The sequence below is a fragment of the Ochrobactrum teleogrylli genome (assembly GCF_037482325.1).
GTDB lineage: Bacteria > Pseudomonadota > Alphaproteobacteria > Rhizobiales > Rhizobiaceae > Brucella > Brucella teleogrylli.
In genome coordinates this window covers 976,226-1,000,857 of the sequence record NZ_JBBHKQ010000001.1, presented here as the reverse complement: position 1 = coordinate 1,000,857, position 24,632 = coordinate 976,226, and the positions used below count along the sequence as shown (strand labels likewise).

Here is a 24,632-nt window from a genome sequence, read left to right as displayed (position 1 = left end):
GCCGGGGAAAGTGAAAAATGTCCCAGGAAAACAAAGCGGCGACGTCATCGTCGCAGCCCGTGCTGCGTCTCAGCGGCATTTCCAAGAATTTCGGCGCTGTTTCCGCGCTGACCGATATCGATCTGGAAGTCTATCCGGGGGAAGTCGTGGCGCTGGTGGGCGACAATGGCGCCGGAAAATCGACGCTCATCAAGACACTCGCCGGTGTGCATCAGCCGAGTTCGGGTACGATGGAATTCAATGGCGAGAAGGTTGTGCTGTCCTCGCCGGGCGATGCGCTCGACCTTGGCATAGCGACGGTCTTTCAGGATCTGGCGCTGTGCGAAAATCTCGATGTCGTGGCCAATATTTTCCTTGGTCGGGAGCTTAGCCCCTTTCGCCTCGATGAAGTGTCGATGGAAATCAAGGCATGGAAGCTTTTGAACGAGCTTTCCGCCCGTATCCCCAGCGTCCGCGAACCGGTCGCCTCGCTTTCGGGCGGTCAGCGGCAGACCGTTGCGATTTCGCGCTCGCTGCTGCTCGATCCAAAGCTTATCATGCTCGATGAACCGACCGCAGCGCTTGGTGTCGCGCAGACGGCGGAAGTGCTCGATCTGATCGAGCGCGTGCGTGATCGCGGTCTGGGCGTGCTGATGATCAGCCATAATATGGAAGATGTGCGCGCTGTCGCAGACCGCATCGTGGTGCTGCGTCTTGGTCGCAATAACGGTGTTTTCTATCCGGATTCATCGAATGAGGAACTGGTCGCCGCCATCACTGGCGCAACCAGCAATTCCGTTTCCCGCCGTGCCGAACGACGTCAGGCACAGCACGATGACGCTCATGACCGGGGAGAAGCACGATGAACCAGACAACCGGAAATACCCCGCTCGACCGGCAGGATGCCCGCGTGCGCCATGATGAAGGCGTTTCGGGCGCGCTGCGTGGCTTCTTCGACCGCGTTCGCTCGGGCGATCTTGGCTCGCTGCCGGTTATTGTCGGCCTTGTCATCATCTGGACTGTGTTCCAGACGCTGAACCCGGTTTTCCTGTCGAGCAACAACCTCGTGAACCTGTTGTTCGATTGCTCGACCATCGGCGTCATTTCGCTTGGCATCGTCTGCATTTTGATGCTTGGCGAAATCGATCTTTCAGTCGGCTCCGTCAGCGGTCTGGCCTCCGCCATCGTCGGCGTGCTGTGGGTCAACAATGGCTGGCCGGTGGCGTTGGCGATTGTCGCAGCCCTTTGCGCGGGAGCGCTGATCGGCCTGCTCTACGCCTTCCTTTATAACCGCTTCAGCATGCCAAGCTTCGTTTCGACGCTGGCGGGCCTGCTCGCGGCACTTGGTCTCCAGCTTTATCTCCTCGGCAATACCGGCTCGATCAACCTGCCCTATGGCTCGTGGCTTGTCAGCTTCGGCCAGCTTCTGGTGATGCCGCGTCCGCTTTCTTATGCGCTGGCGCTGATTGCCGGTCTTGCGATCTTCTTCACGGGTTTCCGCTCGGCGCAGCGTCGTCGCGAGGCTGGGCTTTCGGCACCTTCCGTCGCTGGTATCGCGCTGAAGGCCATTGTCATCACGCTGATCGTCGGCGGTGCCGTGTTCTATCTCAACCAGTCGCGTGGCGTGCCGTGGATGTTCGGCTTGTTTGTGGCGCTGGTGGTTGCCATGAACTATGCGCTGACCCGCACCCGCTGGGGCCGCGCCATGCAGGCTGTCGGCGGCAATCGTGAAGCTGCGCGCCGTGCCGGTATCAACGTCACCTTCATCTATATTTCCGCCTTCGTCACCTGTTCGGTATTGGCTGCGGCGGGCGGCATTCTCGCCGCTTCGCGTTTGGCATCGTCCAGCCAGCAGGCCGGTACGGGCGACGTCAACCTCAACGCCATTGCAGCAGCGGTCATCGGTGGCACAAGTCTGTTCGGCGGTCGCGGCAGCGCCTGGTCCGCCTTGCTTGGCATCATCGTCATCCAGTCGATTGCCAGCGGTCTGACCTTGCTCGATCTGTCGTCGTCGCTTCGCTACATGATCACCGGTGCCGTGCTGGCAATTGCCGTGATTGTCGATTCTCTTGCACGCCGCTCGCGCCAGTCGCACGGTCGCGCTTAACATAAAAGGATTCTCCAAATGGCTCAGGATCTCAAAGGACAAGTTGCAGCGGTCACTGGTGCTGCCTCCGGCATCGGCTTCGAATGTGCAAAGCACATGGTCGAAGCAGGTATGACGGTGTTTCTCGTTGATCGCGACGAGAACGCGCTGGCCGAAAAATGCGCCGAACTTGGCGACAAGGCAAAGCCGCTGGTCATCGACCTGCTCAGCCCGGAATCGGTTGCCACCATGGTGCCGCAGATTCTCGAACAGGCCGGTCAGCTCGACGTGTTTCATGCCAATGCGGGCGCTTATATCGGCGGTCCGCTCTGGGAAGGTAACCCGGATGCCTGGGATCGCATGTTGGACCTCAACATCAATGCAGCGTTCCGCACGGTTCATGCCGTGCTGCCGCATATGATGGAACGCAAGACAGGCGACATCATCATGACCAGCTCGGTGGCGGGCGTTGTGCCGGTGATCTGGGAGCCGATCTATACGGCGTCCAAACATGCCGTGCAGGCTTTCGTGCATACGGTTCGCCGTCAGGTTGCGCCGCATGGCATTCGCGTCGGCGGTGTTCTGCCCGGCCCGGTCGTGACTGCGCTCATCAGCGACTGGCCAAAGGCCAAGCTAGAGGAAGCGCTGGCCAATGGCAGCTTGATGGAGCCGAAGGAAGTGGCGGAATCGGTGATGTTCATGCTGACACGTCCGCGCAACATCACCATTCGGGATCTGGTGATCGTGCCGCAGAGCCTCGATCTGTAATCCCTTCAAGAACGGGTCGGAGACCATGATTCACTATTATTTGGGCGTCGATGTCGGCACCGGAAGCGCACGCGCCGGTGTGTTCGACACCAGAGGTTCAATGCTTGCTTCCGCCAAGCGCGACATTACCATTTGGCGCGAGGCTGGCAGCATTGTTGAACAGTCGAGCGCCAATATCTGGCAGGCCGTCTGCGAAAGCGTGCGCGAGGCGGTGAAGATCGCCGGGATCGATCCAGCCAGCGTTGCCGGTATCGGATATGACGCCACCTGTTCGCTGGTGGTGCTGGGCGAGGGGGGCAAGCCGCTCGCCGTTGGCCCGTCGAATGATCCGGCGCGTGACATCATCGTCTGGATGGATCATCGCGCGGTCGAACAGGCTGAGCGTATCAATGCCACCAAGGCCAAGGTGCTGGATTATGTCGGCGGCACCATTTCGCCGGAAATGGAAACGCCGAAGCTCCTCTGGCTGAAGGAAAACAAGCCGGAAAGTTTTGCGTCTGCGTGGCAGTTTTTCGACCTTACCGATTTTCTCACCTGGAAATCTTGTGGCAGCCTCGCGCGTTCGGCCTGCACGGTCACCTGCAAATGGACCTATCTCAGCCATGAAAATCGCTGGGACGACGCCTATTTCCGCGAAGTTGGCCTCGGCGAACTAGCCGATGAGGGTTTTGTGCGCATCGGCACGGAGGTTCGTGCGGGTGGCGAGAAGCTCGGTGTTCTGAGCGAGGAAGCCGCAGCGGAACTTGGCCTCAAGCCGGGCATCGCGATTGCCGCCGGTCTGATCGACGCGCACGCAGGCGGTATTGGCACGGTGGGCGCGCGTGGCGAGGCTGGCAAGGTGCTGTCGCGCATGGCCTATGTGTTTGGCACATCCGCCTGCACAATGACCACCACGGAACAGCCGGTTTTCGTGGATGGCGTCTGGGGCCCGTATTTTTCGGCCATGGTGCCGGGGCTGTGGTTGAATGAGGGCGGTCAGTCGGCGGCAGGTGCCGCCATCGATCATCTCATCCACATGCACCCCTTTGCCGCCGAGGCGGAAAAGCAGGCGGCGGCTGAAGGCAAGGGCCTCGCGGACCGTCTTGCATTGGAAGTGGACGCACGCGGCGGCGCTGCAAAGACAGCTGAGATCATCGGCGACATTCACGTCGTGCCGGAGTTTCTCGGCAATCGCGCACCTTTCGCAGACCCCGACGCCCGGGCGATCATTGCCGGGCTTGATCTCGATGCAGGTATCGACAGCCTGACAGCGCTTTATCTGGCCGGTCTTTGCGGGCTTGGCTATGGCGCGCGCCAGATCGTCGAAGCGCAGAAAGCAAAGGGTATAACGACGGATACCATCGTCGTCAGCGGCGGTGCGGCCCGTTCGCATCTCGTGCGTCAGGTGCTGGCCGATACGACGGGTCTCGTTATTGCGGCTTCCACATCGCCGGAACCGGTTCTGCTCGGCTCGGCCATGCTGGGCGCGGTTGCGGGCGGCGCCTATCCGGACCTCGCAATGGCGATGGCTGCCATGTCGGAGCTTGGCGAGGTCAATCAGCCTGATCCCGACCGGGCAAAATGGCATGATCGCCGTTTTGAGGCATTCACGCTGTTGCAGGACACGGCGCGCAAGCTGCGCGATTTCTGATCGCGATCAGCAGCGATGAAAATAAAAACAGCCCCGACTCGTCACCGAACCGGGGCTGTTTTTATCGATAGAGCATTTCCAGCAAAAGTGCGAAGCGGTTTTGCGTGGGATAATGCGTAAAAACAAATAGATAGAGCGGTTCCGACGATTCCGTCAAAACAGGAACCGCTCTAGCGATGGTCTTACATCACCGGCGCATCGGGTTCCGGTTCATATTCGCGGGCGCCGTCGTCCTTGGCGAACAGCACACACGGACCGTGCGAGCCGCGTGGGTCGTAGGCAAAGCCCTTTTCGGCCAGCGCATGGGTAATGTCACGAATGCCGGCCAGACCATAAAGATGGTCGTGCAGCTCGAGGAAAATACGTTCCACACCCGGCAGCTCGGCCTGCTTGAGCAGATCGCGCTCTGCGCCTTCGATATCCATCACCAGCACATTGATGCCGTGGTCGGCGATGAACTGGTCGATATTGGTCGAGGTGATCGAAATGGTGCTTTCATAAGGCCCCTGATTTTCGTCCATGGACGACATCCAGAGATCCTTGCGCACATAAAAACGGAAGGTGCCGGTTTCACCGGCGCTCAAAATGCCCTGCGACAGAACCACATTGTCATGGCCGTTGGCGTCAAGCACACGCCGCGCCAGCGAGGCGGTTGCCGGATTGGCTTCGAAGGCCCAGACGGCCACGTTGCTGATTCGAGCGATCAGCGAAGTAATAATGCCGATGCCGGACCCGAGTTCCAGGACCCGGTCGCTGGCCTTTACGGCCTTTTTGATCGTACGCGCTTCCTTGGCTTCATAGCTGCCGCTGCTCAGCGCCTGCCAGATGACGGGCGAAACCTCTCCCGGCTCGATGGGTACGACGACCCCATGCACATTCAACACTTCCACACCCAATTGATTGCTACCACGGGTGTATTCGTATCAGTTAGCTCCGACCGGAAACAGTCCTTCCCCCTTCTTTTTTGGTATGCAGATAAGCGAGCTCTGTTGCAGGCATCGGCCTGCCGATCAGATAGCCCTGCACCTGATCGCAGCCCAGCCCCTTAAGGCATTCATATTGCTCTTCCGTCTCGATGCCTTCGGCGATGGTGGTCATGCGCAGGCTGCGGCCAACGCCGGTGACCAGCTCGACAATGGCAAGCGCATCGCTGCGCGTCGTGACATCACTGACAAAGGAACGGTCGATCTTGATCTTGTCGAACGGAAAGCCGCTCAGGCTGCCGAGCGACGAATAGCCCGTGCCGAAATCATCCATGGCGATCTGGATGCCGAGCGCTTTCAGGCCGCGCAGTGTTTCCAGCGTCTGCTCGTTCTTGTCGAGCAGCACGGATTCGGTGATTTCAAGCTCCAGCCTCCGAGGGTCAAGTCCGGTTTCTTCCAGCGCCGCCATCACTGACTGGACGAGGTCTTTGTCGCGGAACTGCACCGGCGAAAGATTGACTGCAATTCGCAGCGGCTTGTTCCAGCGCACGGCTTCCTGACAGGCCGTCTTCAGCACCCATTCACCAAGCGGCATGATCGTGCCGATCTTCTCGGCCACCGGAATGAATTCCATCGGCGATACTGGTCCACGCACCGGATGGGTCCAGCGCAGCAGCGCTTCGTAACCGCAGATTTCCCGCGTTTCAGTCGTTGCCTGCGGCTGGTAATAGACTTCCATTTCGTTGTTCTGAAGCGCGGTTTGCAAATCCGCTTCGAAGGATTTCTTCTCGCGCAGCCGCGTCAGCATGTCCGATTTGAAGACGCTGATATGGCCATGGCCAACAGCCTTGGCTTCATAAAGCGCCAGATCGGCATGTTTGAACATTTCTTCCGTGTCGGGCTCGCCTTCCGAAATGGCAACGCCGACGCAGGTTCCGATCTTGATTTCCAATTCGCCCACCCGGTAGGGGCGGCTGATCTCATCCATCAAACGCGCGGCGAATTCGAGCGACTCTTCTTCGGTCATGCCGGTTGACAGCACGGCAAATTCGTCGCCGCCAAGGCGGCAGACAATATCACCCTTCCGACTCAGCCGCGTCAGCCGCCGCGAAACGCCCTGCAGCAATATATCGCCGACATCGTGTCCGAGCGTATCGTTCACATCCTTGAAGCCGTCGAGGTCGAGCAGAAGGATGACGGCAGACGGCCCGCCGGACAGCGCCGCCGTTAGCCGCGTTTCCAGATCCTGCCGGAACAGGACCCGGTTCGGGAGGCCGGTCAGCGCATCGTGATGCGCGTCATGTTCGAGACGAAAGTTTTGCGATTGCAGTTCTGCCGTGGCCTCGCGCAGATCCGCGGTAAGGCGCTGCATGCGGCCATGGGCGCGATCCAGAAGATTGTTATGGCGAATAAGCAGGATAACCAGAACGACGCCGCAGAGAATAAGGCCTGCGGCAAGCGCCGTATAGATGAAATGGAGCTGCTTGACGTCACTCTGGGCGGCGTCGATCAGATCGACATCGTGTTCGACCGATGTGGATGCGAGCGACGTCAGCGGTGCATCCAGCTCGCTCATCGCGACGAGCATGGCTTTCATGTCGTCCGTGCTCATCGTGTCGAGCTTCATATCCATCTCGTGGATGATGTTGCTCAACTTCATATAGAGCTGGCGGCGTCCCGGATCGTCCTGAATGAAGGCGCGCAGATTGCCCTGCTGGAACATTTCAAGGCGTCCGACCATGAAGTCCAGCCGCAGCCGCACTTCATCGCGATCAACATCAGGCAGGCCAAGCGCCAGCGCGCTCAGCCGATGTTCAAGCCGCAAATATTCAGAAACAGTCTGCCCGATGGACCAGGAGTCATTATACCGGGAAAATTTTTGCAAAGCCGTCTGACGCTCTGCGATGACATAGGCGATATAGCCCGTTGCCACCACAAAGCAGCAGATAATGACACCCAGTATGCGTCTCAAGCGCGCCTCTATTCAACGATCAGCTTGGCAACCTGCCAGGCGGAGCGCGTGTAATATGTTTGATTCTGGAGTTGAGGGTCGCTGTCATACGGGTAGATAATAAACAACGGTCCTTTGTCCCGCACCGCCATGTACTTTCCGTCCCGCTTTAAAGCAAGAATTACGTTGAACTTCTTGAAATCCTCAAGCGGAATGGTGGTTACATAATCGTTCAGCGCCACCGCCGTGACGGTTTTGCCTTCTGCGCCGACCAGTTTCATCAGCTGGTCGATGGACACGCCTTCGAAGCGGACCTTGCCGTCATACCATGGATTGGCGGTTTCCACGGTTTTGAGGCCAAGGGCTTCCAGACCCGCGCGGTCGAACTGCGCGGTGTCCCCGTTGTTCTTATTCTGGATATTGCCCGATATTGTGAGAATGGGCTTGTCCTGCGGTTTGGGCAGCGAAGCGGCAAATGCGCCGGAAATCGCTGTCACACAAACGGCCAGACAGACAAAAAGACGACCGAGGTTCATTGCATTTCTCCCTGATATAGCCGGTCAATAAAGCAAATTACCTAAATCGGCGTGAATACTGGGAACATATGCGGATTTAATCGGATTCACGCCTGTGATCTTTCGTCTGCGCTTATAACAAATGAAAACAATAGCATAGTAGACGCTTGCCCATGGAATTCGTCAAGTGCCGAGCACCATGTCGCGTATAATATTTTCATTATTTTCCAGTTTTTCAGCTTTCTTATACCATCTGTGCGGCGGAAAAACGGCATTGTTAAGTAATGAATAATGCGAACTGCGGATCGTTGGGTAAATCACAGAATAAAACAACTTATGATTGTCGAGGCCGCACGCGGTGTGCAGTCTTGGCTGGCCAACAATATGGAAGCTTATAGTATCGATACGTTGGCCCGTTGCGAGGTGTCGAACCCGCTTAGAAGACGGCAATAATCCGGGCCCTTGGCTGGTTCAGCTGTGCTTCGACAGGAGATATCCGACGGTTTCAGGCAGGTGTTCTTACGTTACGATATACGACATCTGCCGTATTGTTTCCGGTCGGACGCTAAGAGTAGTTATCCGATGACATAATATTGGGTTGGTATGCTGGGATGCCAGCCAATTGGAGGATAAAATGAAGCACATTCTCATTGCAGCGGCAGCATCGGCTGCTTTCGTAACCGGTGCCGCAGCATCGGTGCCGGTGACGATCAAGGAACCTGTCGAGACGTCGGCCTCAAAGCCCCATACAAACTCGACTATCATCGCAGTCGGAGGCAAGCGCACCAATGGGCGCGTCTTGTTGGGCGGGCGCAACACTTTCGGTGGATAAGCAGACCCACCTTTGCGCGGTTTGCCAGTTGACGCGGGGGCGTCCGGCGGGTGAGGGAACGTGCTGTCTCTTTCACTCGCCGGTTTTATTGCGGCGCCTTGGTTGCGCGCTATTATGCCGAGGCAAGCGTCTCAGCGATTGTATCTTTTATCGCCAGACGCTGCTTGCGCAAAAGCGTCTCTTCGTCCTGACTCAAGGGCGTGATCTTTGTTTCCGCCAGATGAATGCGATCATTGATTGCGTCATATTCTTCCAGAATACGCGCAAAGCGGGCATCTTTCGCCTTGAGGGCGTGAATAGCGTCGATTTGGCCGGGGAATTCTTCTCCAAGCGTGTGCGGTGTGTTCGACATGACGTTTCCTTCCTTTGCTTTGGCTGAGCTTCGCAGAGCCCGCCGGACCCAGCATTGATCGCGATCAAATCCAAGCACCTGCTTAACAATAAGGGATGTTGGATGGTTCCCATGGTGTGATCGGACACGTGTGTGCTGTGCACCGGCGATGGATCATTTTGTAAAGACGGTTGGCTTCCATCCGCGGGCAAAGCCCATGGACATTGCGAGGCTCGCATATTCGATTTCCTTCACCAGAAAATCGCGATCTTTCAGCAAGGCTTCGATAGCAGCTCGCACATCGCCATCGTGGTAAGCGAGAACCAGATCAATCTCGTCCTCATAACCTTCTTTTTGCACAAGCGCATTCATTTGCCGTGCTCCTCATAAGCAGACATCACATTTCCAGCCATTTCGGATTCCATCGGCTTTTCGCCGTCGATGTTCCTATTTTGTTCGCTGCTTATTTAAGAGTCAAGCATGTTGCGTTTCATGCGGTGTGGATTTTCCGCTAGTCTGGTTAAACGACTGAATCTATCGGGAATCCGCTTGGAGGAAGAATGCAAAAAGACCAGCCTGTGGAAGTACCGGCTTGATATTTATCAACTTGATTTCTTTGAAGAAAATAATGGCTGGGGAACCTGGATTCGAACCAAGACTAACGGAGTCAGAGTCCGTTGTTCTACCCTTAAACTATTCCCCAGCAAGGATTGCAAATCATGCTCTTATCGAGCGTTTGCAATTGCGACAGAAGCGTGAAGCTCGTTCGCGACGGCTTCCATCTAGCGAACTCAAACCCCGAACGCAACCCCTTTCTTTGAAAAAAGAATAGCAAATTTCGCCATCCCCAATTTCTCGCGCCGCAATCGCCGCAAACAACCGCCAAGCATGGTCTTTTGCCAGAAGGCGGGTTGTTTGCGCGACGCCGGAATAAAAAGGCCCGGCCAGCGGAGGAGCGGGCCGGGCAAAGGGCAGGCTGGCCGAGAGGGGACCCGGCTTGTGAAGGTGGCGCCTGCCAGATGTTCCGTGGGCAGTTCGGCGAAGGGGTTTCGTGCGAACTGCTTGAGATTCAAAAGGCTGCTGAGGCCGTGGCCTCAGCAGATGTGGCGTGTCGCCTCGATACGGCGCTGCGCATCAGCCAGCGAGCGCAGAACACGTGTCGGGTTTTCGCGGCCGCGGTAGTGGGTCGCCGTATAGACGTCACCACGATGCAGGCCGATGTCACGCAGAAGATAATCATCAAGCTCGGAAATTCGCATCAGCTGCCGTCGATTGCGGGACATCATCCAGCGACGCAGAGCCGACGTAAACACAGCTTTCACCGTTTGCACGAGCGTGGAGGTCTCTGCGCGCGTTGCCGGTAAATAGGTCGTCGTTGTCTTGCTTATCGCTGTCATGTCCGCTCTCCTTTAAATCAGCGGTGCTAAGGGGTTCTCATCGTCAGGCTCATGCGCTTTCGCGGCTCCTTTCCTTTACGACGGCTGCTTTATCCAACAATCAAATTGATTGTTCCAACGAATGTTTCTAATGTCACTCTTCAATAATAGTGATGGATAGCGCCCATGAGCACGCCTCTGGATCTCGATCAGTTACAAACCTTCATCGCGATAGCCGATACGGGCAGTTTCACACGCGCTGCCGATGCGATTTTCAAGACGCAATCGGCGGTTTCCATGCAGATGCGGCGGCTTGAGGAACGGATCGGAAAGCCGCTCTTCGAGCGGGACGGGCGCTCCAATCGCCTGACCGAGGATGGCGACCGGCTGCTTCTCTATGCGCGGCGTATGATGCAGCTGAATGGGGAGACCATTGCGGCCTTTGACGATACGCAACTGGAGGGCCATGTGCGTATCGGGACGCCTGATGATTATGCCGACCGCTTCCTGCCGGAAATCATGGCGCGTTTTGCGCGCTCCAATCCGCGTGTTGAGCTTTCCGTCGTCTGCGAGCCGACCGTCAATCTGGACGAAATGATTCGTCGCGGCACGCTGGATATTGCGCTGGTCACCCAGTGCGACGACAAGCGCCGCTCGGAAGTGGTGCGCACCGAGCCGCTTCTTTGGGTCACGTCGGCCAATCATGCTGTGCATGAGGAAGCCGTGCTGCCGCTTGCGGTGGGGCGACCGACCTGCATCTGGCGTCATGCGGCAATCGAAGTGCTGGAAGCGGCGAAACGCGATTATCGCATCATCATCACGAGCTGGTCGGCGACGGTTTCTGCCGCTGCGGTTCTCTCCGGCCTTGCCGTTTCGGTGCTGCCGGAATGTGCGTTGCGCCCCGGCATGCGGGTGCTGGGTGAGGCCGATGGTTTTGGGCGATTGCCGGAATTCGGCATTGGCATCATGCGCGGCCACAACAAGCAGAATGCGGTGGTGGATGCGCTGGCGCAGCACATCATCGAAAGTCTTGACAATATTTCATCGCCCCAGCCGGGAGGCATTGTTGGCGCGATGAGTTCGCCGGAAATCTCGTCGTTTCCGGCGGTCCGCACGCGCAGGGTGCGGGCCAATGAGTTGTTGCCGGGCTGGTGAGGTCCGTTGATAAGCATGAGATGATTTTCTACGCGACTTCTTGACCAGCCGTATCGGCTGATGGCCTATGATGGGATGAGCATGGGTTCCGATTCGAGTTTTACCGGCGCATCGTCGAATGTCGCCGAGTATAGCGTTTCCGAGATTTCCGGCGCTTTGAAGCGCACGGTCGAGGATGTGTTCGGCCATGTGCGCGTGCGGGGAGAAATCTCCGGTTACCGCGGACCGCATTCGTCCGGTCATGCCTATTTCGCCTTGAAGGACGACCGCTCGCGGCTGGAAGCCGTGATCTGGCGCGGTTCCATGGGCCGCCTGCGTTTTCGTCCCGAAGAAGGCATGGAGGTTATCGCCACCGGCAAGCTGACCACCTATCCGGGATCGTCGAAATATCAGATTGTCATCGAGCAGATGGAACCGGCGGGCGCCGGTGCGCTGATGGCGCTTCTGGAAGAACGCAAGCGCCGCCTTGCGGCGGAAGGCCTGTTCGATCCGGCGGTCAAGCAGCTCCTGCCCTTCATGCCGCGTGTGATCGGTGTGGTGACATCGCCGACAGGCGCCGTCATCCGCGATATTATTCACCGCATTTCAGATCGCTATCCGCTGCATGTCATCGTCTGGCCGGTGCGCGTGCAGGGCGAGACGAGCGGTCTGGAAGTGGCTGCTGCCGTGGAGGGCTTCAATGCCTTGCCGGAAGATGGCGCGATTCCGCGTCCCGATGTGCTGATCGTGGCGCGTGGCGGCGGTAGTCTGGAAGACCTCTGGGGCTTCAATGACGAAATTGTCGTGCGCGCCGTGGCGGCGTCGCATATTCCGGTGATTTCTGCAGTCGGCCACGAAACCGACTGGACGCTGATCGATCTAGCCGCCGATGTGCGCGCACCGACCCCAACAGGCGCTGCCGAAATGGCCGTGCCGGTCAGGGCCGATTTGCAGGCAACGCTTGCCGGACAATCGGCGCGGTTGGCCTCGGCCATGTCGCGCTTCATCGATCTCAAGCGGCAGGCGCATCGCGCGGCTGCGCGCGCTCTGCCTTCCGCCGATCAGTTGCTGGCCTTGCCCCGCCGGCGCTTTGACGAATCCGCCTCGCGCCTGACGCGGGCGCTGTTCGTCAACACGCAGAAGAAGCGGGTGCATTTCGAAGGGCGCGCCCGTCAATTGTCGCCGCGCCTGTTGCAGCGCCGTTTCGTGGAACAGCAACGCACCATGTCGCTGCTCGGTCAGCGACTGCCGCGTGCGCTGGAAGCCTTTTTGCGGGAACGCCGCACGGCGCTCTCGCATCGTGGCGACCGGCTGGTCCCGGAACCGATCTTGCGGCGCACCCGCCTTGCCACATCGACCGTCGAGCAACTGGATCGCAGACGCGATCAGGCGGTGCGCCTTTTGATCGAGCGCGCCAAACGGCGCGGACAGGAACTGGAACGCCTGATGCGCACCCTGTCTTACGAAAGTGTGCTGGACCGTGGCTTTGCCATCGTGTTCGATGCGGACGGTCATCCGGTCAAGCAGGCGGCTGGCGTGGCGGCGGGCGATGCGCTGTCGGTTCGTTTCCGTGACGGTGATGTGGCGGTGGTTGCTGATGGCGGTGCAGAGGACGAATCGGCAGCCAAACCGGGCGCACCGAAAAAGCCTGCATCGGCTCGCTCCGGCGGGCAGGGATCGCTATTTTAGCAACACTCGCAATGTCTTGAACGCCGAATTGGGAAGCCGAGTGCAAGCTCCACTGTTCTCTTAAGGCTGGCTTAAGCTTGGCCTTTTCTTTCTCGCACATCCGAAATGATGAGCACAATTCGGGCAGGGCGAACCGCGTTTCTGCCGTGATGCGTGTCAAACGAAGAGTTCAAGGATGTCGCGTAAAAACTCCCAGGACGCCGCATTTTCCGGCTTGAAGGCGGCGGTGTTCAACCGCCGCAGCTTTCTGATTGGTGCAAGCGCTGTTGCGCTGTCAGGCTGTGTTTCGACTGCCCAGCCGCCGCTGCCGGCAAAGCCGGTCAACAAGCCCGTTGCGCCGTCGCAGCCCGTGCCGCTCATGTATCAGGCCATGCCGGAAGAGCAGTTTCCACTGCCTGCCGTCGATATCAGTAAGGTCGATCAGAAATTCTGGCGGCAGGAAGTTGATTATCCGACGAGCGAGACTAAGGGCACCGTCATCGTCGATACGCCGAACAAATATCTCTATCACGTGCTCGGCAATGGGCGGGCGATGCGCTATGGCATCGGCGTCGGTCGTGACGGTTTTGCCTGGGCGGGTCGTGCCGTCATCGCTTACAAGCGCCAGTGGCCGCGCTGGACGCCGCCGGATGAGATGGTTGCCCGCCAGCCAGCACTCCAGCCTTACAGCATTGCCAATGGCGGTATGCCCCCCGGCCTCAAGAACCCGCTGGGCGCGCGCGCCATGTATATCCATAAGGATGGCCGCGATACACTATATCGTATCCACGGGTCGCCCGAAGCATGGAGCATCGGCAAGGCCGTTTCCTCCGGCTGTATCCGTATGCTCAATCAGGACGTGATCGATCTTTATAACAATGTGCGCGATGGCAGCACGATTGTTGTGATCCCCGATCCGACAAAGGGTCAGCAGGTCACGAGCTAACCTCGGAGCACATCCCGAAAATGAAAAGGGCGCGAAAAACGCGCTCTTTTTCATGGGTGGTTTTCTGCCGGATTGAAGCTCAATAGGCATATTCCAGGAAGATCGGCTCGACGGAACCGGCCCAGATGCTGTTATAGGCTTTCAGCATACGCTCGGCATCGGTAATGCCAGCGGCGACGATTTCTTCCAGTGGCGCCAGGAAGTGGGTTTCGTCAAAACCTTCCGGGTTGAGCTTGTTGCGGTTCTTCAGACCAAGACGCGAAATCTTCAGCGTTTCGCGGGCGATGCCTTCCAGCGGCTTGCCACGGAATGTTGCGGTGAGCGCCTTGGTGGGCACTTCGTTGCGCAGCGCCAGAACCTCTTCATAGGTCCAGTCCTTGGTCAGCATTTCCGCTGCCGTCAGCGCTTCTTCGTCATAGAGAAGGCCGACCCAATAGGCGGGCAGGGCGCAGATGCGCCGCCATGGGCCGCCGTCCGCACCGCGCATTTCGAGGAAGCGCTTGAGGCGAACTTCCGGGAACAGCGTCGAGAGATGATTGGTCCAGTCGCCCATATTCGGGACCGGATCGCTGACTTCACCCTTCAACGCGCCGTTCATGAACTGGCGGAACGTGACATGGGTGCAATCGTGATAACGGCCATCGCGCAGGATGAAATACATCGGAATATCGAGCGCCCAGTCGACATAATCGGCAAAGCCGAAATTTTCCGAGAAGACAAAGGGTAGCACACCGGCGCGCTGGTTGTCGGTATCACGCCAGATGTTCGAGCGCCATGACAGGAGACCGTTCGGCTTGCCCTCGGTGAAGGGCGAACTGGAAAACAGCGCCGTGGCGACCGATTGCAGTTTCATCGAAACCTGCATCTTGCGGCGCATGTCGCGTTCGGAGCTGAAATCGAGATTAACCTGAATGGTCGAGGTCCGGTACATCATGTCCAGACCTTCATGGCCAACCTTCGGCATGTAGTTGGTCATGATCTTGTAGCGCGACTTCGGCATGACCGGCGTTTCGGCCAGCGTCCATTTCGGGCTGCCGCCGACGCCGAGAAAACGAATGCCCAGAGGCTCGGCGATTTCACGCACCTGGCTCAGATGCGCGTTCATTTCGCGGCAGGTCTGGTGAATGGTCGTAAGCGGTGCGCCGGAAAGCTCGAACTGGCCGCCCGGCTCCAGAGAAATTGCGCCCTGTCCGGTCGGCTCGACAAGGCCGATAATGTTGCCTTCGTCCATGATCGGCTCCCAGCCGAGCATGGCCTGCATGCCTTCCAGAATCGCCTTGATGCCGCGCGGTCCCGCATAGGGAACAGGGCTGTTGTCAGCGGTATAGAAAGGGAATTTCTCGTGCTCGGTGCCGATGCGCCAGGCATCCTTGGGCTTGTTTCCCCCGGCAAGATAGATCGCAAGTTCTTCAACGCCCGTCAGTGCCGTTTCGTCAGTCGTATCGCGCGCCATACAGTCTATCCCTGGTCGTATTTCAGCTTGTCAGCGTGATTGGACAAATTTGTCAAATCACGCAAGTCAATTTCATTGAACGATCGATTTAGAGAACATCATGCCGCATTTCTCCAGTCGCCGAGAATGGCCTGTACCAGAGCCATGGCGGCAACGGCTGCGGTATCCGCCCGCAAAATGCGAGGGCCGAGCGGAATGGCCGTCACGAAGGGCTGGCGGTGCAGCACTTGCCGCTCTTCTTCCGAAAATCCGCCTTCCGGGCCGATCAGAAGCCCCGTTGGTCCGGTCTTCAAACCTTGCAGAATGCTCAACGGATCGTCCGATTCGTGGCCTTCATCGCAAAAGATCAGACGGCGCGACGGGTCCCACTGGTCGATAAAGCGGTCGAAGCGCACCGCGTCGCGGCATTCGGGTATGGCAAGCACACCGCATTGCTCGGCAGCCTCAATGGCATTGGCCTTTATCTTGTCGGTGCTGAGTTTCGGCACTTGTGTGTGCTGGGTGACGACCGGCTGCAAGACGCCAGCGCCCATTTCAACGGCCTTCTGCACCATATAATCAAGGCGGCCCTGTTTCAGCGGCGCGAAACAATAGACGAGATCGCTTGGCGCTGGCTGCGGGCGGGTCTCCTCAACAGGTACGAGCAGAACACGCTTCTTGCCTTCCGGCTTTAGCCAGGCCTTCCATTCACCGTCGCGCCCGTTGAAGACGAGAACTTCATCGCCTTCTTTCAGGCGCAGCACGTGAATGAGATAATGGGCAGCCTGCGGCGCAGCCTCCACCGGCGTTTCCGGGGCGAAGTCGTCCTCGATGTAAAGTCGTTGCATTCTGTAATTTGCGCGCATGATCGCATCGATGGCAGAGGGCAAGCCTGCCGGTCAAGCGCTTTGTGTGGCAGTTCTGCCAGCCTGCCGATTGAAAACCGCTCTCACATAACAAATGGCTTACACAAACAATTGATGGGAAATGGCTGGCGGTTGAATCTAATTAGATTGTATCCATATAGGTATGAAGCTATCTATTTGAATGGAATTGAAGTGATGAAACAAGCCTGGGTCGAATTCGCGCCGCTTCTCGCAAGCACCGCCAGAGGATGGCGGAAAGCCTTTGATGCGGCCATGGCGGAGCATGGACTTTCCGATGCGAAAGCTGTTCCTCTGATGACCCTCTTGCGGCATGGCGATCTGATCCCCCAGGGGGTGCTGGCCGAACGGGTCGGCATCGAGGGGGCGACGATCGTTCGTGTCGTCGATGAGCTGGAGAAGGATGGCCTGATCCTGCGCGTCGCCGACGATGCTGACCGTCGCGTCAAACTCATCCAGTTGACCGAAGACGGCCGCGCCCTTGCCACCAAGGTGGAAAAGTCTGCGGCCCGTCTTCGGACGCAGTTCTTAAGTGATTTCGACGCTGAACAGGTCGATGTCGCCATGGAAGTCTTGCGCAGGCTGAACGAGAAATTCCTGAACATCTGAACCAACCACGCTGCCTTCGAAAAACAATGACCAAGCTTGCCGAAACAACCCCGAAATTCTGGGACGTCGTCTTTTCCCTAAAGACGTTCGCCGCCGGTATGCTTGCCTTGTGGATTGCGCTGATGGCCAATCTGCCGAACCCATACTGGTCGATTGCCGCCGTTTATATCGTCGCGCATCCGCTTTCGGGGGCCACCACATCCAAGGGCATCTATCGTCTGATCGGCACGATCATCGGCGGTGCGGTGACGATTCTTTTCGTGCCACATCTGATCAATTCGCCGGAAATCCTGACCGTCGCCATCGGCGTATGGATGGGCGTCTGTCTGGCGATCAGCCTGCTTGACGGCACGCCGCGCAGCTATCTCTTCATGCTCGCCGGTTATACGGTGGCGATCGCAAGTTTTGCCGTGGTTTCCGTTCCCGAAACCACCTTTGATTATGCGCTTGGCCGCGTCGAGGAAATTGCCATTGGCATTGTCTGCGCGGCGCTGGTCAATCGCCTCGTCTTTCCGCGCCACAGCGGGCCGGTGCTGGTCGGTCGTATCGACAACTGGCTGCGGGAGGGCTCGCGGCTCGCCGTCGCCACAATGCGCGGCGAGGGCGCCAGCCCGCAATTCCTGCGCGACCGTCAGCGTCTGGCATCCGACGCGCTGGAACTGCGCAACCTGACCACTCATGTGGCCTATGACACCTCGTCCATTCGCGGCGTTGGAACCATGCTGCATGTGCTGCAACAGCGCATGGTGGCCGTGCTGCCGATCATATCGAGCCTGCATGATGTTATCGTGCTGAAGCCGGGTGAAGGCGAAAAGCCTTGGCATCCGGCTGTCCAGCAGCTTCTCGATGAAGCCTGCGACTGGCTCGAAAGCGGCGAAAGCCTGAGCGAAGAGCGCCGCGCCGTTCTGTTGAAGCTGATCGACGAGATCGAGCGTCACGGCAAGGACGCCTCCAGCTGGGGCGAGCTTCTGCCGTTCAATGTGGCTGCGCGTGTCCGCGATCTGGTCCAGATATGGAGCGATTGCATCACGCTGCGTCAGGATATCGTATCCGGTGCGAAGCGCGGCCATGCGCTGCGCTGGCGCCGTTACGACGCCCATCTAAAAGGGCGTCCCGCGCACCGCGATTATGGCATGGCGTTTCTGTCGGGCTTCTCTGCCTTTCTCGCAACCAGTGTTGCAACGGCTTTCTGGATCGCCACCGGCTGGTCACAGGGCAGTGCAGCCGCAATGATGGCAGGCATCTTCTGCTGTATCTTTGCGACGATGGACGACCCCGTGCCGGTGATGCGGAAGTTCAACTGGCTGTTGATGATCGTGATCGCAGCCGCTTTCATCTTCGAATTCGCGCTGCTGCCGCTGGTGGACGGTTTCTTCCCGCTGGCTTTGGTGCTGGGTCTGTTTCTGGTGCCTGCCGGTGTGCTTCTGGCAATTCCGTCGCAGTTTCTGCTGGGCATGGTGCTCTGTGTGAACCTGCCGAACATGCTCATGCTGCAAAGCCACGCCACGTCGGATTTCGTCACTTTTGCCAATGCCAATCTGGCAACGGTTGTCGGTATCGTCATTGCTGCGGTGATCACGTCTATCGTGCGCTCGGTCGGTGCCGAATGGAGCGTGCGGCGTCTGGTCGAGGCTGGCTGGCGCGATATTGTGGCGGCAACCGAACGCGGACCAAGCCGTCATCGCCGCCAGCATATGAACCGCCTGTTGCTGCGCATGATTGACCGCATCGGCATGATGACGCCGCGTCTGGCGCTGATCCCATCGGCGGATGTCGCCAAGGTCGATCTGCTGCGCGACCTGCGCAACGGGATGAATACCATCGACCTGCAACAATATCGCGCCAAGTTGCCCGAGCCTTGCCGCGAGGCGGTGGATGCGGTGCTGGACGGTGTCGGCGCGCATTATCGGGCCTTGTCCAAAGGCGGGCCGAACGGCCTGTCGCGTCAGGGCATCGACGAACAATTGCTCGCCGCCATCGACAAGGCGATAGCGGCGATCATCGAAAGCGGCTCGCCAGCCGTTGCCCGCCGTCCGCGGCTCGCACTGGTGGCGCTGCGTTTCAACCTGTTTCCCAAGGCGCCGCCTTTTGCTTTGCCACCGCGCCCGCAATTGGAGCTGCCGCAAGCCGCCTGACCAACAGGAGCTTGAAGACTGAATGTGAACGATCATGAGACCTGAACTCGATATATACGGGATTTATATCCCGACCCTGGGCGTGCTGGCGCTTGGCGCCTATGTCCTCAATACGATCATGCAACGCCTTTTGGCGCGCGTGCGTTTCTACCGTTTTGTGTGGCACCGGCCCTTGTTCGATGCCGCCATGTATTTCTGCATTCTTGGCGCTGCCGCCATTATCTTGAACGGAATAGACTGATGAAAAAGCTCTTCGCACATACTGGCCGGGTTTTTCTCACCCTCGTCATGGTCACAATGGCGGGGCTGCTGGGCTGGCATCTCTGGGATTATTACATGAATGCGCCGTGGACACGCGATGGCAAGATCCTTGCCGATGTGGTGCGCGTTGCACCGGACGTGTCGGGTCTGGTGAGCGAAGTTCTCGTTCGCGACAACCAGACCGTCAAAAAAGGCGATGTGATTTTCCGCATCGATCAGGCGCGTTACAAGCTGGCGCTGCAAACGGCGGAGGCCAAGGTCGACAGCAGCAAGGCTGCGCTCGACATGGCCAATCGCGATCTCGTCCGTTATCGCCAGCTCAACGACACGACTGTGACCCGCCAGAAGCTGGAACAGGTTGAGACGACAGCCATGCAAGCCGAGGCGGCTTACCGTCAGGCCGGTCTGGACCGTGATCTGGCCGCGCTCAATCTGGATCGGTCTTCGGTCAAGGCGACGGTCAATGGCGTCATCACCAACTTTTCGCTGCAGCCGGGCGACTATGTCACCGCAGGTTCTGCCGTAACGGCGCTGGTGGATACGGATTCCTATTATGTCTCGGGCTATTTCGAAGAAAACAAGCTTGAGCGTATCAAGCTCGGCGATCCGGTGGTGGTCGATATCATGGGCAGCCACGTGCAGCTCAAGGGCAAGGTCGAAGGCATTGCCGGTGGCATCGAGGATCGCGAGCGCACCGCAACGACAAGCCTGCTTGCCAATGTCACGCCGACTTTCAACTGGGTGCGTCTTGCGCAGCGTGTGCCGGTGCGAGTCAAGCTTGAGGACGTGCCGGATGGCGTGCACCTCGTGGCGGGCCGGACCGTCAGCGTGTCGGTCGTCGAATAATCGGCGTCCAATCGATCAAAGGCCCGGCTGTTGTCCGGGCCTTTTTCGTGTTAGCCAATGGCAAAGAATTTTCGAGGCTTGGTTATGCGGGTATTGGTCGTCCAGAATTATGATGGTGCGGGGCTCGGACAGATTGAGCCCGTCCTGAAAGAAGCCGGTTATGCGATTGATTTGCGCCTTCCCTACAATGGCGATGCGCTGCCCGCTGATGATACCGACCACAAGGCGCTTATTGTGCTGGGCGGCGAGCAGAATGCGCTGGCCGATGCCGAATTTGCCTATTTCCCGCATCTGCTCGATCTCATTCGTGGCTTTGGTGACAGGGACAAGGCGGTGCTTGGCATCTGCCTCGGCAGCCAGCTTGTGGCGCGCGCCTATGGCGGCGACAATATCCTCGACCGTCCGATGGAGTTCGGCTGGCAGGAAGTGCGCCTGACCGAAGAGGGCCTGAACGATCCGGTCTTATCGACAGCAGGCAGAGCGTTTCCGATCTTCCATTGGCACCGCGATACGTTCACGCTGCCAAAAGGTGCCGTGCATATGGCGCAAAGCGACATGACGCAGAATCAGGCCTACCGGATCGGACGAGCGGTCTATGGAACCCAGTTCCATTTCGAAGCCGATACCACGCTCGTCAAACAGTGGAATGCCCAACTCGCCCACGAAATCGAAGATTTTGCGCCGGGCTGGGACAAGGCGTTTGCGCAACTTGCCGAGAGCGTTGGCCGCTCCTCAGACAGAGCGGGCGCGGCACTCGCCAAAGCCTGGATCGACCAGATTTAAACCCAACATTAACCTTGCGGATAGACTTCGCGTTGCTGCTTTGCCACATGCTGTGAGCAATGCGTTGTTTTGTGAAAAAAGCGCGGTGAACGACGCCGCCGTTCAGTTGCAGGTAACTTTTATCGGGTGTAACTGAACGCCGTCTCCCGGGCAATGATCGGTCGGGCAGGGCTTCACGCCATGCTCGCAACGGCGGCTCGTTTTATCGAATTTCATCCGGCAACCGTCGAAAGAGTTTCCGAATATGACCGCCAAGCATGCCGCCCTTCTTACCGTCCTGATGGTCTCCGCGATCGTGTTCATGGCTGTCGGCATCTTCACCGTCGACGCCGGTAACACCATGGTTTCGAGCGACGGTTACGGAATTTCCAGCGCTCATTAATTCGCTTCGATGAAGCGCTTTTCCGCGCCATCGATTGCGATTGCCGATAGCAGGCCGCTCTTCCAGGCATAGGTGTCGAGATTGACGCGGTTGGGCTGAACATCGACCGCGCCTTGCGGCGTATGCCCATGGATGATCACCTTTGCGAGGGGATCGGTCCATTTCAAAAACAAAGTGCGTATCCAGATGAGGTCGTCCGGGTCCTGCTCTTCAAGCGGGACAACGGGGTTGACGCCTGCGTGGCAGAAAAAGAAGTCCCCGAACGACAGCCAGCGCGGCATCGAGCGTATGAAATCGACATGCGCTTGCGGTACGGCTTTCACCAGAGCCTCGTGTCCGCGCCGGGCTTTGTCCGGATCGGAAAAATCGAGTTCCACGCCATAGGAGCGCCCGGTCTCCACGCCGCCATGCAGAGCGAAGATGCCTGCCGTGTCGCCGGTGGCGAGATAATTGAGAAAGCCTTCGTCGTGATTGCCGAGAAGAGACAGGATGCGCGGATCGTGCGCAGCCGCCTCGATGAGAAAATCGAGCACTTCCTTGGATTGCGGTCCCCGGTCGATGTAATCACCGAGATGGATGATGCGCCAGTCATGGACGGGGCGATGGTCGAGATCGGCGCGGATTAATCCGTGCATATCCTGCAACAGATCGAAGCGCCCATGCACGTCGCCAATGGCATAAAGGCGAATGTTCTGCGGGCCGCATGCATCCTTGAAAACCACACCAGTCATTCGCCGTCGTCCTTCACTTCCTTCACCGCATTGGTGCCCGCCCGCTGGCGGAAGCGCAGCTGCGACACGCGCTCGCGTTCTTCGTTCAGTTCGCGGTCATGGGTGGCCTGCTCGACGAAGCGGATATGCTTCTGCACCGCCTCACGGGCGGCCTGCGGGTTGCCAGCCATCACCGCGTCATAGATAGCGCGATGCTGCGAAAGGAACATGTCGGCGACGCCCGGATAGCTGTAGATGAGGCTGCGGTTGTAAAACACGCCATCCTTCAATAGCTGGTAGCAGGAGCGCAAAGTGTGCAGCAGCACGATGTTGTGGGCGGCTTCGCCGACCGCATTGTGCAGCTCGACATCAAGCCGCGCTTCGGTGTCGAAATCGCTCGCGCCATGGGCCGTCTCCATCGCATGCATGATTTCCGTCAAAAGCGCCTTGTCGGCGGGTGTGGCGCGCAACGCCGCATATTCGGCGGCGATGCTTTCGATCTCGCGGCGATATTCGAGATAGTCTGCGGTCGCCTTGCGGTGGTCGGCAAAAAGCTTGACCACGGGCGCGCTGAAGACCTGCCCGATCACATCGGCGACGAATGTGCCGCCACCATGGCGGGAGGTCAAAAGGCCAGCCGTTTCAAGGCGCTTCAGGGCATCGCGCAGGATGGGCCGGGAAATGTCGAACTGGCGCGCCAGCTCCCGTTCGCCGGGCAGACGGTCGCCGCCGCGCAGAACGCCCTCCAGAATGAGCGTCTCGATCTGGTATACGACGTCGTCCGCTGTGCGGCTCGCCTGTATGCGGGAAAAAATCGTTTCGGCCATGCCGTTCAAGCCCTCTGCGTATCGGCGGCAAGGTAGCCGCAAGGGACGGACCCGGCAACGGAATATAGAGCTTTTCCAGCAAAAGTGCGAAGCGGTTTGCGTCTGGAAATGCGTAAAAATAAATACTTAGAGCGGTTCCGACGATTCCGTCATAACAGGAACCGCTCTATTGAAAATAAAGCCCGACTGGTGATCCAGCCGGGCTTTATGACGCTTGGAAAAGGGGTTTTAAGCCTTTTTGCGCTTGCGCGTCGCAACCAGCACAAACAGACCGGCGACAACGCCATACATCGCCCATTTGAACGGCAGCGCATCAGCCGTTTCGCTGCGGATCGGCAGCACGGTTACAGTGCCGGGGCGGCTTTCGACGCCGGATTTACCTTCGGCCTTGGCCTGTTCGATCTGCTGCGGGGACACGACCCATTCCGCACCGCGGGACTTGTCGTAGAACATGAAGCCGCAGCCGACGACAACGGCAACGATGATAGCGAGAATGAATCGGATCGGAGTGTTCATTATCTTTCCTCAAAAGTCGGAACGACACGGCCGGCATGATGGGAGTTCATGCCGCACCGTATTTATATGCACGCTTTCTAATGCGCAGCGTTTCATAGTCGGCAAAAGACTTGATGTCTATTTTTGAGATGCGCCCTGTGGAGAACTGCCGCTCTCCCAATAGGGAACGGGCCCGTAAAGGTCGGCAAGATAGTCGATGAACAGGCGCACCTTGGCAGGCAGGAACTGTTTCGACGGATAGACCGCGTGAATGGCCAGATTGCGCGACGCGGTATAGTCGGGCAGCACCTGCACAAGCTTGCCTGCAGCCAGTTCCGGGCCGATATCCCAGGTGGAGCGCTGGGCGATGCCGAGACCGGCCAGCACGGCCTCGCGCACCATTTCGCTGGAATTGGTCTGGAGTGGTCCGACCGGGCGAATGACAATCGGGCCTTTCGGCCCTTCCAGCCGCCAAGGATCATTGTTGTGCGGCGCAAGGCAGATATGGGCCTGCAAATCTTCGATGGTCTCAGGCGTGCCGCGTTCCGCGATATAACCGGGCGATGCGACGAGCAATCGGCGGACCGGCGCCAGCCTGCGGGCCACAAGGGTCGAATCCGACAATTCACCGATGCGGATGGCGAGATCATAACCGTCGCCGACAATATCGACCATTTCGTCGGTCAATTGCATATTGACGGTCAGGTCGGCATTGGCGCGCATGAAAGGCACCAGATAGGGGGCGATATGCATGCGCCCGAAGGTCGTGGGAGCCGAGATTTTCAGCGTGCCGCGCGCATCCGCCGAGCGGCGCGCAACGAAAGCTTCCGCTTCCTCGATATTGGAAAGAATGGCCAGCACGCGCTCATGATAGCCCTGACCAGCCTCGGTCAGCGCGATTTGCCGCGTTGTGCGTTGCAGGAGCCGGGTGCCGAGGCGCTCCTCCAGACGACCGAGACGCTTGGAAACCACGGCAGGCGACAGGCCGAGATCGCGAGCCGCCGCCGACATGCTGCCGGTTGCGACCACGCGGGCAAAGATTTCCATATCGGCCAGACTGCTGCTCATCATGATCGTCTGATCCCCCGAATTGCCCTGCGCTTCAATTGCATCTAGCCCAGCGTTGCAA

26 protein-coding genes and 1 tRNA gene are annotated in these 24,632 nt (G+C 58.4%); 14 read left to right on the top strand and 13 right to left on the bottom strand.

All coding sequences use genetic code 11. From position 1 onward, the window contains the following. Window positions 1-17: 17 nt before the first annotated feature. From WIX40_RS04635 to WIX40_RS04620, 4 genes are read left to right on the top strand one after another with little or no spacing between them, the layout of a single operon-like run. Window positions 18-845 (top strand): ATP-binding cassette domain-containing protein, encoded by an 828-nt coding sequence (locus tag WIX40_RS04635; RefSeq protein ID WP_339438801.1) that lies wholly within the window; start codon window positions 18-20, stop codon window positions 843-845. Then, entirely contained in the window at window positions 842-2,086 is a 1,245-nt protein-coding gene (locus tag WIX40_RS04630) for a sugar ABC transporter permease (RefSeq protein ID WP_121538900.1), read from the top strand. Before WIX40_RS04635 ends, WIX40_RS04630 begins: the two co-directional genes overlap by 4 nt. Before the next feature lie 18 nt (window positions 2,087-2,104). Continuing rightward, window positions 2,105-2,833 (top strand): SDR family oxidoreductase, encoded by a 729-nt coding sequence (locus WIX40_RS04625; RefSeq protein ID WP_339438799.1) that lies wholly within the window; start codon window positions 2,105-2,107, stop codon window positions 2,831-2,833. Window positions 2,834-2,858: 25 nt separating this feature from the next. Then, the gene (locus WIX40_RS04620; RefSeq protein WP_339438797.1) at window positions 2,859-4,463 is read left to right on the top strand and encodes an FGGY-family carbohydrate kinase; all 1,605 of its coding nucleotides are present in this window, start codon (window positions 2,859-2,861) and stop codon (window positions 4,461-4,463) included. 182 nt (window positions 4,464-4,645) lie between these two features. Here the strand turns inward: WIX40_RS04620 and WIX40_RS04615 are convergent, their stop codons facing one another. Genes WIX40_RS04615 through WIX40_RS04605 form a run of 3 tightly spaced genes read right to left on the bottom strand, consistent with a single transcriptional unit; the run spans window position 4,646 to window position 7,873 of the window. Continuing rightward, window positions 4,646-5,353: an FkbM family methyltransferase gene (locus tag WIX40_RS04615; protein WP_339440937.1), complete on the bottom strand. Its 708-nt coding sequence runs from the start codon at window positions 5,351-5,353 to the stop codon at window positions 4,646-4,648. A gap of 37 nt (window positions 5,354-5,390) precedes the next feature. Further along, window positions 5,391-7,358 carry a putative bifunctional diguanylate cyclase/phosphodiesterase gene (locus WIX40_RS04610; RefSeq protein WP_339438795.1) on the bottom strand — a complete coding sequence of 656 codons (1,968 nt, stop codon included), beginning with the start codon at window positions 7,356-7,358 and terminating at the stop codon, window positions 5,391-5,393. An 8-nt stretch (window positions 7,359-7,366) separates the two neighbouring features. Next, a complete protein-coding gene (locus tag WIX40_RS04605) occupies window positions 7,367-7,873 on the bottom strand; it encodes a putative pterin-binding protein (protein ID WP_109367833.1) in 507 nt (168 codons plus the stop codon). Between the two features lie 613 nt (window positions 7,874-8,486). Here WIX40_RS04605 and WIX40_RS04600 point away from each other — a divergent pair. Continuing rightward, window positions 8,487-8,684: a hypothetical protein gene (locus WIX40_RS04600; RefSeq protein WP_171318605.1), complete on the top strand. Its 198-nt coding sequence runs from the start codon at window positions 8,487-8,489 to the stop codon at window positions 8,682-8,684. Between the two features lie 112 nt (window positions 8,685-8,796). Here WIX40_RS04600 and WIX40_RS04595 read toward each other — a convergent pair whose 3' ends face one another. The 4 genes from WIX40_RS04595 to WIX40_RS04580 all read right to left on the bottom strand — a co-directional run bounded on the left by WIX40_RS04595 (window position 8,797) and on the right by WIX40_RS04580 (window position 10,412). Further along, the gene (locus tag WIX40_RS04595; RefSeq protein ID WP_339438793.1) at window positions 8,797-9,036 is read right to left on the bottom strand and encodes an HP1242/YdcH family protein; all 240 of its coding nucleotides are present in this window, start codon (window positions 9,034-9,036) and stop codon (window positions 8,797-8,799) included. Between the two features lie 153 nt (window positions 9,037-9,189). Then, window positions 9,190-9,387, bottom strand: a complete 198-nt coding sequence (locus tag WIX40_RS04590) for a CUE domain-containing protein (RefSeq protein ID WP_109367830.1) — start codon at window positions 9,385-9,387, stop codon at window positions 9,190-9,192. 257 nt (window positions 9,388-9,644) lie between these two features. Then, window positions 9,645-9,718 (bottom strand) — tRNA-Gln (locus tag WIX40_RS04585). A gap of 391 nt (window positions 9,719-10,109) precedes the next feature. After that, on the bottom strand, window positions 10,110-10,412 hold the full coding sequence (locus WIX40_RS04580) for a DUF1127 domain-containing protein (protein WP_140023538.1): 303 nt from the start codon (window positions 10,410-10,412) through the stop codon (window positions 10,110-10,112). Between the two features lie 165 nt (window positions 10,413-10,577). On the opposite strand from WIX40_RS04580, the gene WIX40_RS04575 reads away from it, so the two are divergent. From WIX40_RS04575 to WIX40_RS04565, 3 genes are all read left to right on the top strand, one after another. Continuing rightward, the gene (locus tag WIX40_RS04575) at window positions 10,578-11,546 is read left to right on the top strand and encodes a LysR substrate-binding domain-containing protein (RefSeq protein WP_140023539.1); all 969 of its coding nucleotides are present in this window, start codon (window positions 10,578-10,580) and stop codon (window positions 11,544-11,546) included. An 81-nt stretch (window positions 11,547-11,627) separates the two neighbouring features. Next, window positions 11,628-13,214: an exodeoxyribonuclease VII large subunit gene (xseA, locus tag WIX40_RS04570; protein WP_339438788.1), complete on the top strand. Its 1,587-nt coding sequence runs from the start codon at window positions 11,628-11,630 to the stop codon at window positions 13,212-13,214. Between the two features lie 175 nt (window positions 13,215-13,389). After that, complete coding sequence (locus WIX40_RS04565) at window positions 13,390-14,139, top strand: L,D-transpeptidase (RefSeq protein WP_109367826.1); 750 nt, start codon at window positions 13,390-13,392, stop codon at window positions 14,137-14,139. A 79-nt stretch (window positions 14,140-14,218) separates the two neighbouring features. On the opposite strand, the gene WIX40_RS04560 is transcribed toward WIX40_RS04565, so the two are convergent. Together WIX40_RS04560 and WIX40_RS04555 are read right to left on the bottom strand one after the other, a co-directional pair. Beyond that, the gene (locus tag WIX40_RS04560; RefSeq protein ID WP_339438787.1) at window positions 14,219-15,592 is read right to left on the bottom strand and encodes a glutamate--cysteine ligase; all 1,374 of its coding nucleotides are present in this window, start codon (window positions 15,590-15,592) and stop codon (window positions 14,219-14,221) included. 98 nt (window positions 15,593-15,690) lie between these two features. Continuing rightward, entirely contained in the window at window positions 15,691-16,437 is a 747-nt protein-coding gene (locus tag WIX40_RS04555) for a 16S rRNA (uracil(1498)-N(3))-methyltransferase (RefSeq protein ID WP_339438785.1), read from the bottom strand. A 195-nt stretch (window positions 16,438-16,632) separates the two neighbouring features. Here WIX40_RS04555 and WIX40_RS04550 point away from each other — a divergent pair, with 195 nt between their 5' ends. The 6 genes from WIX40_RS04550 to WIX40_RS04525 all read left to right on the top strand — a co-directional run bounded on the left by WIX40_RS04550 (window position 16,633) and on the right by WIX40_RS04525 (window position 21,471). Continuing rightward, window positions 16,633-17,064: a MarR family winged helix-turn-helix transcriptional regulator gene (locus WIX40_RS04550; RefSeq protein ID WP_109367824.1), complete on the top strand. Its 432-nt coding sequence runs from the start codon at window positions 16,633-16,635 to the stop codon at window positions 17,062-17,064. A 26-nt stretch (window positions 17,065-17,090) separates the two neighbouring features. Further along, a complete protein-coding gene (locus tag WIX40_RS04545; RefSeq protein WP_339438781.1) occupies window positions 17,091-19,199 on the top strand; it encodes an FUSC family protein in 2,109 nt (702 codons plus the stop codon). A gap of 34 nt (window positions 19,200-19,233) precedes the next feature. Further along, the gene (locus WIX40_RS04540; protein WP_078338977.1) at window positions 19,234-19,440 is read left to right on the top strand and encodes a DUF1656 domain-containing protein; all 207 of its coding nucleotides are present in this window, start codon (window positions 19,234-19,236) and stop codon (window positions 19,438-19,440) included. Next, window positions 19,440-20,306 (top strand): efflux RND transporter periplasmic adaptor subunit, encoded by an 867-nt coding sequence (locus WIX40_RS04535; RefSeq protein WP_109367822.1) that lies wholly within the window; start codon window positions 19,440-19,442, stop codon window positions 20,304-20,306. The genes WIX40_RS04540 and WIX40_RS04535 overlap by 1 nt, the downstream gene beginning before the upstream one ends. Window positions 20,307-20,390: 84 nt before the next feature. Beyond that, window positions 20,391-21,089, top strand: a complete 699-nt coding sequence (locus WIX40_RS04530) for a type 1 glutamine amidotransferase (RefSeq protein ID WP_339438775.1) — start codon at window positions 20,391-20,393, stop codon at window positions 21,087-21,089. A gap of 244 nt (window positions 21,090-21,333) precedes the next feature. Beyond that, complete coding sequence (locus WIX40_RS04525; RefSeq protein ID WP_167836115.1) at window positions 21,334-21,471, top strand: hypothetical protein; 138 nt, start codon at window positions 21,334-21,336, stop codon at window positions 21,469-21,471. On the opposite strand, the gene WIX40_RS04520 is transcribed toward WIX40_RS04525, so the two are convergent. The 4 genes from WIX40_RS04520 to WIX40_RS04505 form a co-directional block, all read right to left on the bottom strand. Beyond that, on the bottom strand, window positions 21,468-22,202 hold the full coding sequence (locus WIX40_RS04520; protein WP_140023545.1) for a metallophosphoesterase: 735 nt from the start codon (window positions 22,200-22,202) through the stop codon (window positions 21,468-21,470). The two genes, WIX40_RS04525 and WIX40_RS04520, sit on opposite strands and share 4 nt — an antisense overlap. Then, window positions 22,199-23,008: an FCD domain-containing protein gene (locus WIX40_RS04515; RefSeq protein ID WP_109367819.1), complete on the bottom strand. Its 810-nt coding sequence runs from the start codon at window positions 23,006-23,008 to the stop codon at window positions 22,199-22,201. The genes WIX40_RS04520 and WIX40_RS04515 overlap by 4 nt, the downstream gene beginning before the upstream one ends. Window positions 23,009-23,236: 228 nt before the next feature. After that, window positions 23,237-23,524, bottom strand: coding sequence for a hypothetical protein (locus tag WIX40_RS04510; protein WP_109367818.1), 288 nt, complete (start codon window positions 23,522-23,524; stop codon window positions 23,237-23,239). 117 nt (window positions 23,525-23,641) lie between these two features. Further along, complete coding sequence (locus WIX40_RS04505) at window positions 23,642-24,571, bottom strand: LysR family transcriptional regulator (RefSeq protein WP_339440936.1); 930 nt, start codon at window positions 24,569-24,571, stop codon at window positions 23,642-23,644. Between the last annotated feature and the right edge of the window lie 61 nt (window positions 24,572-24,632).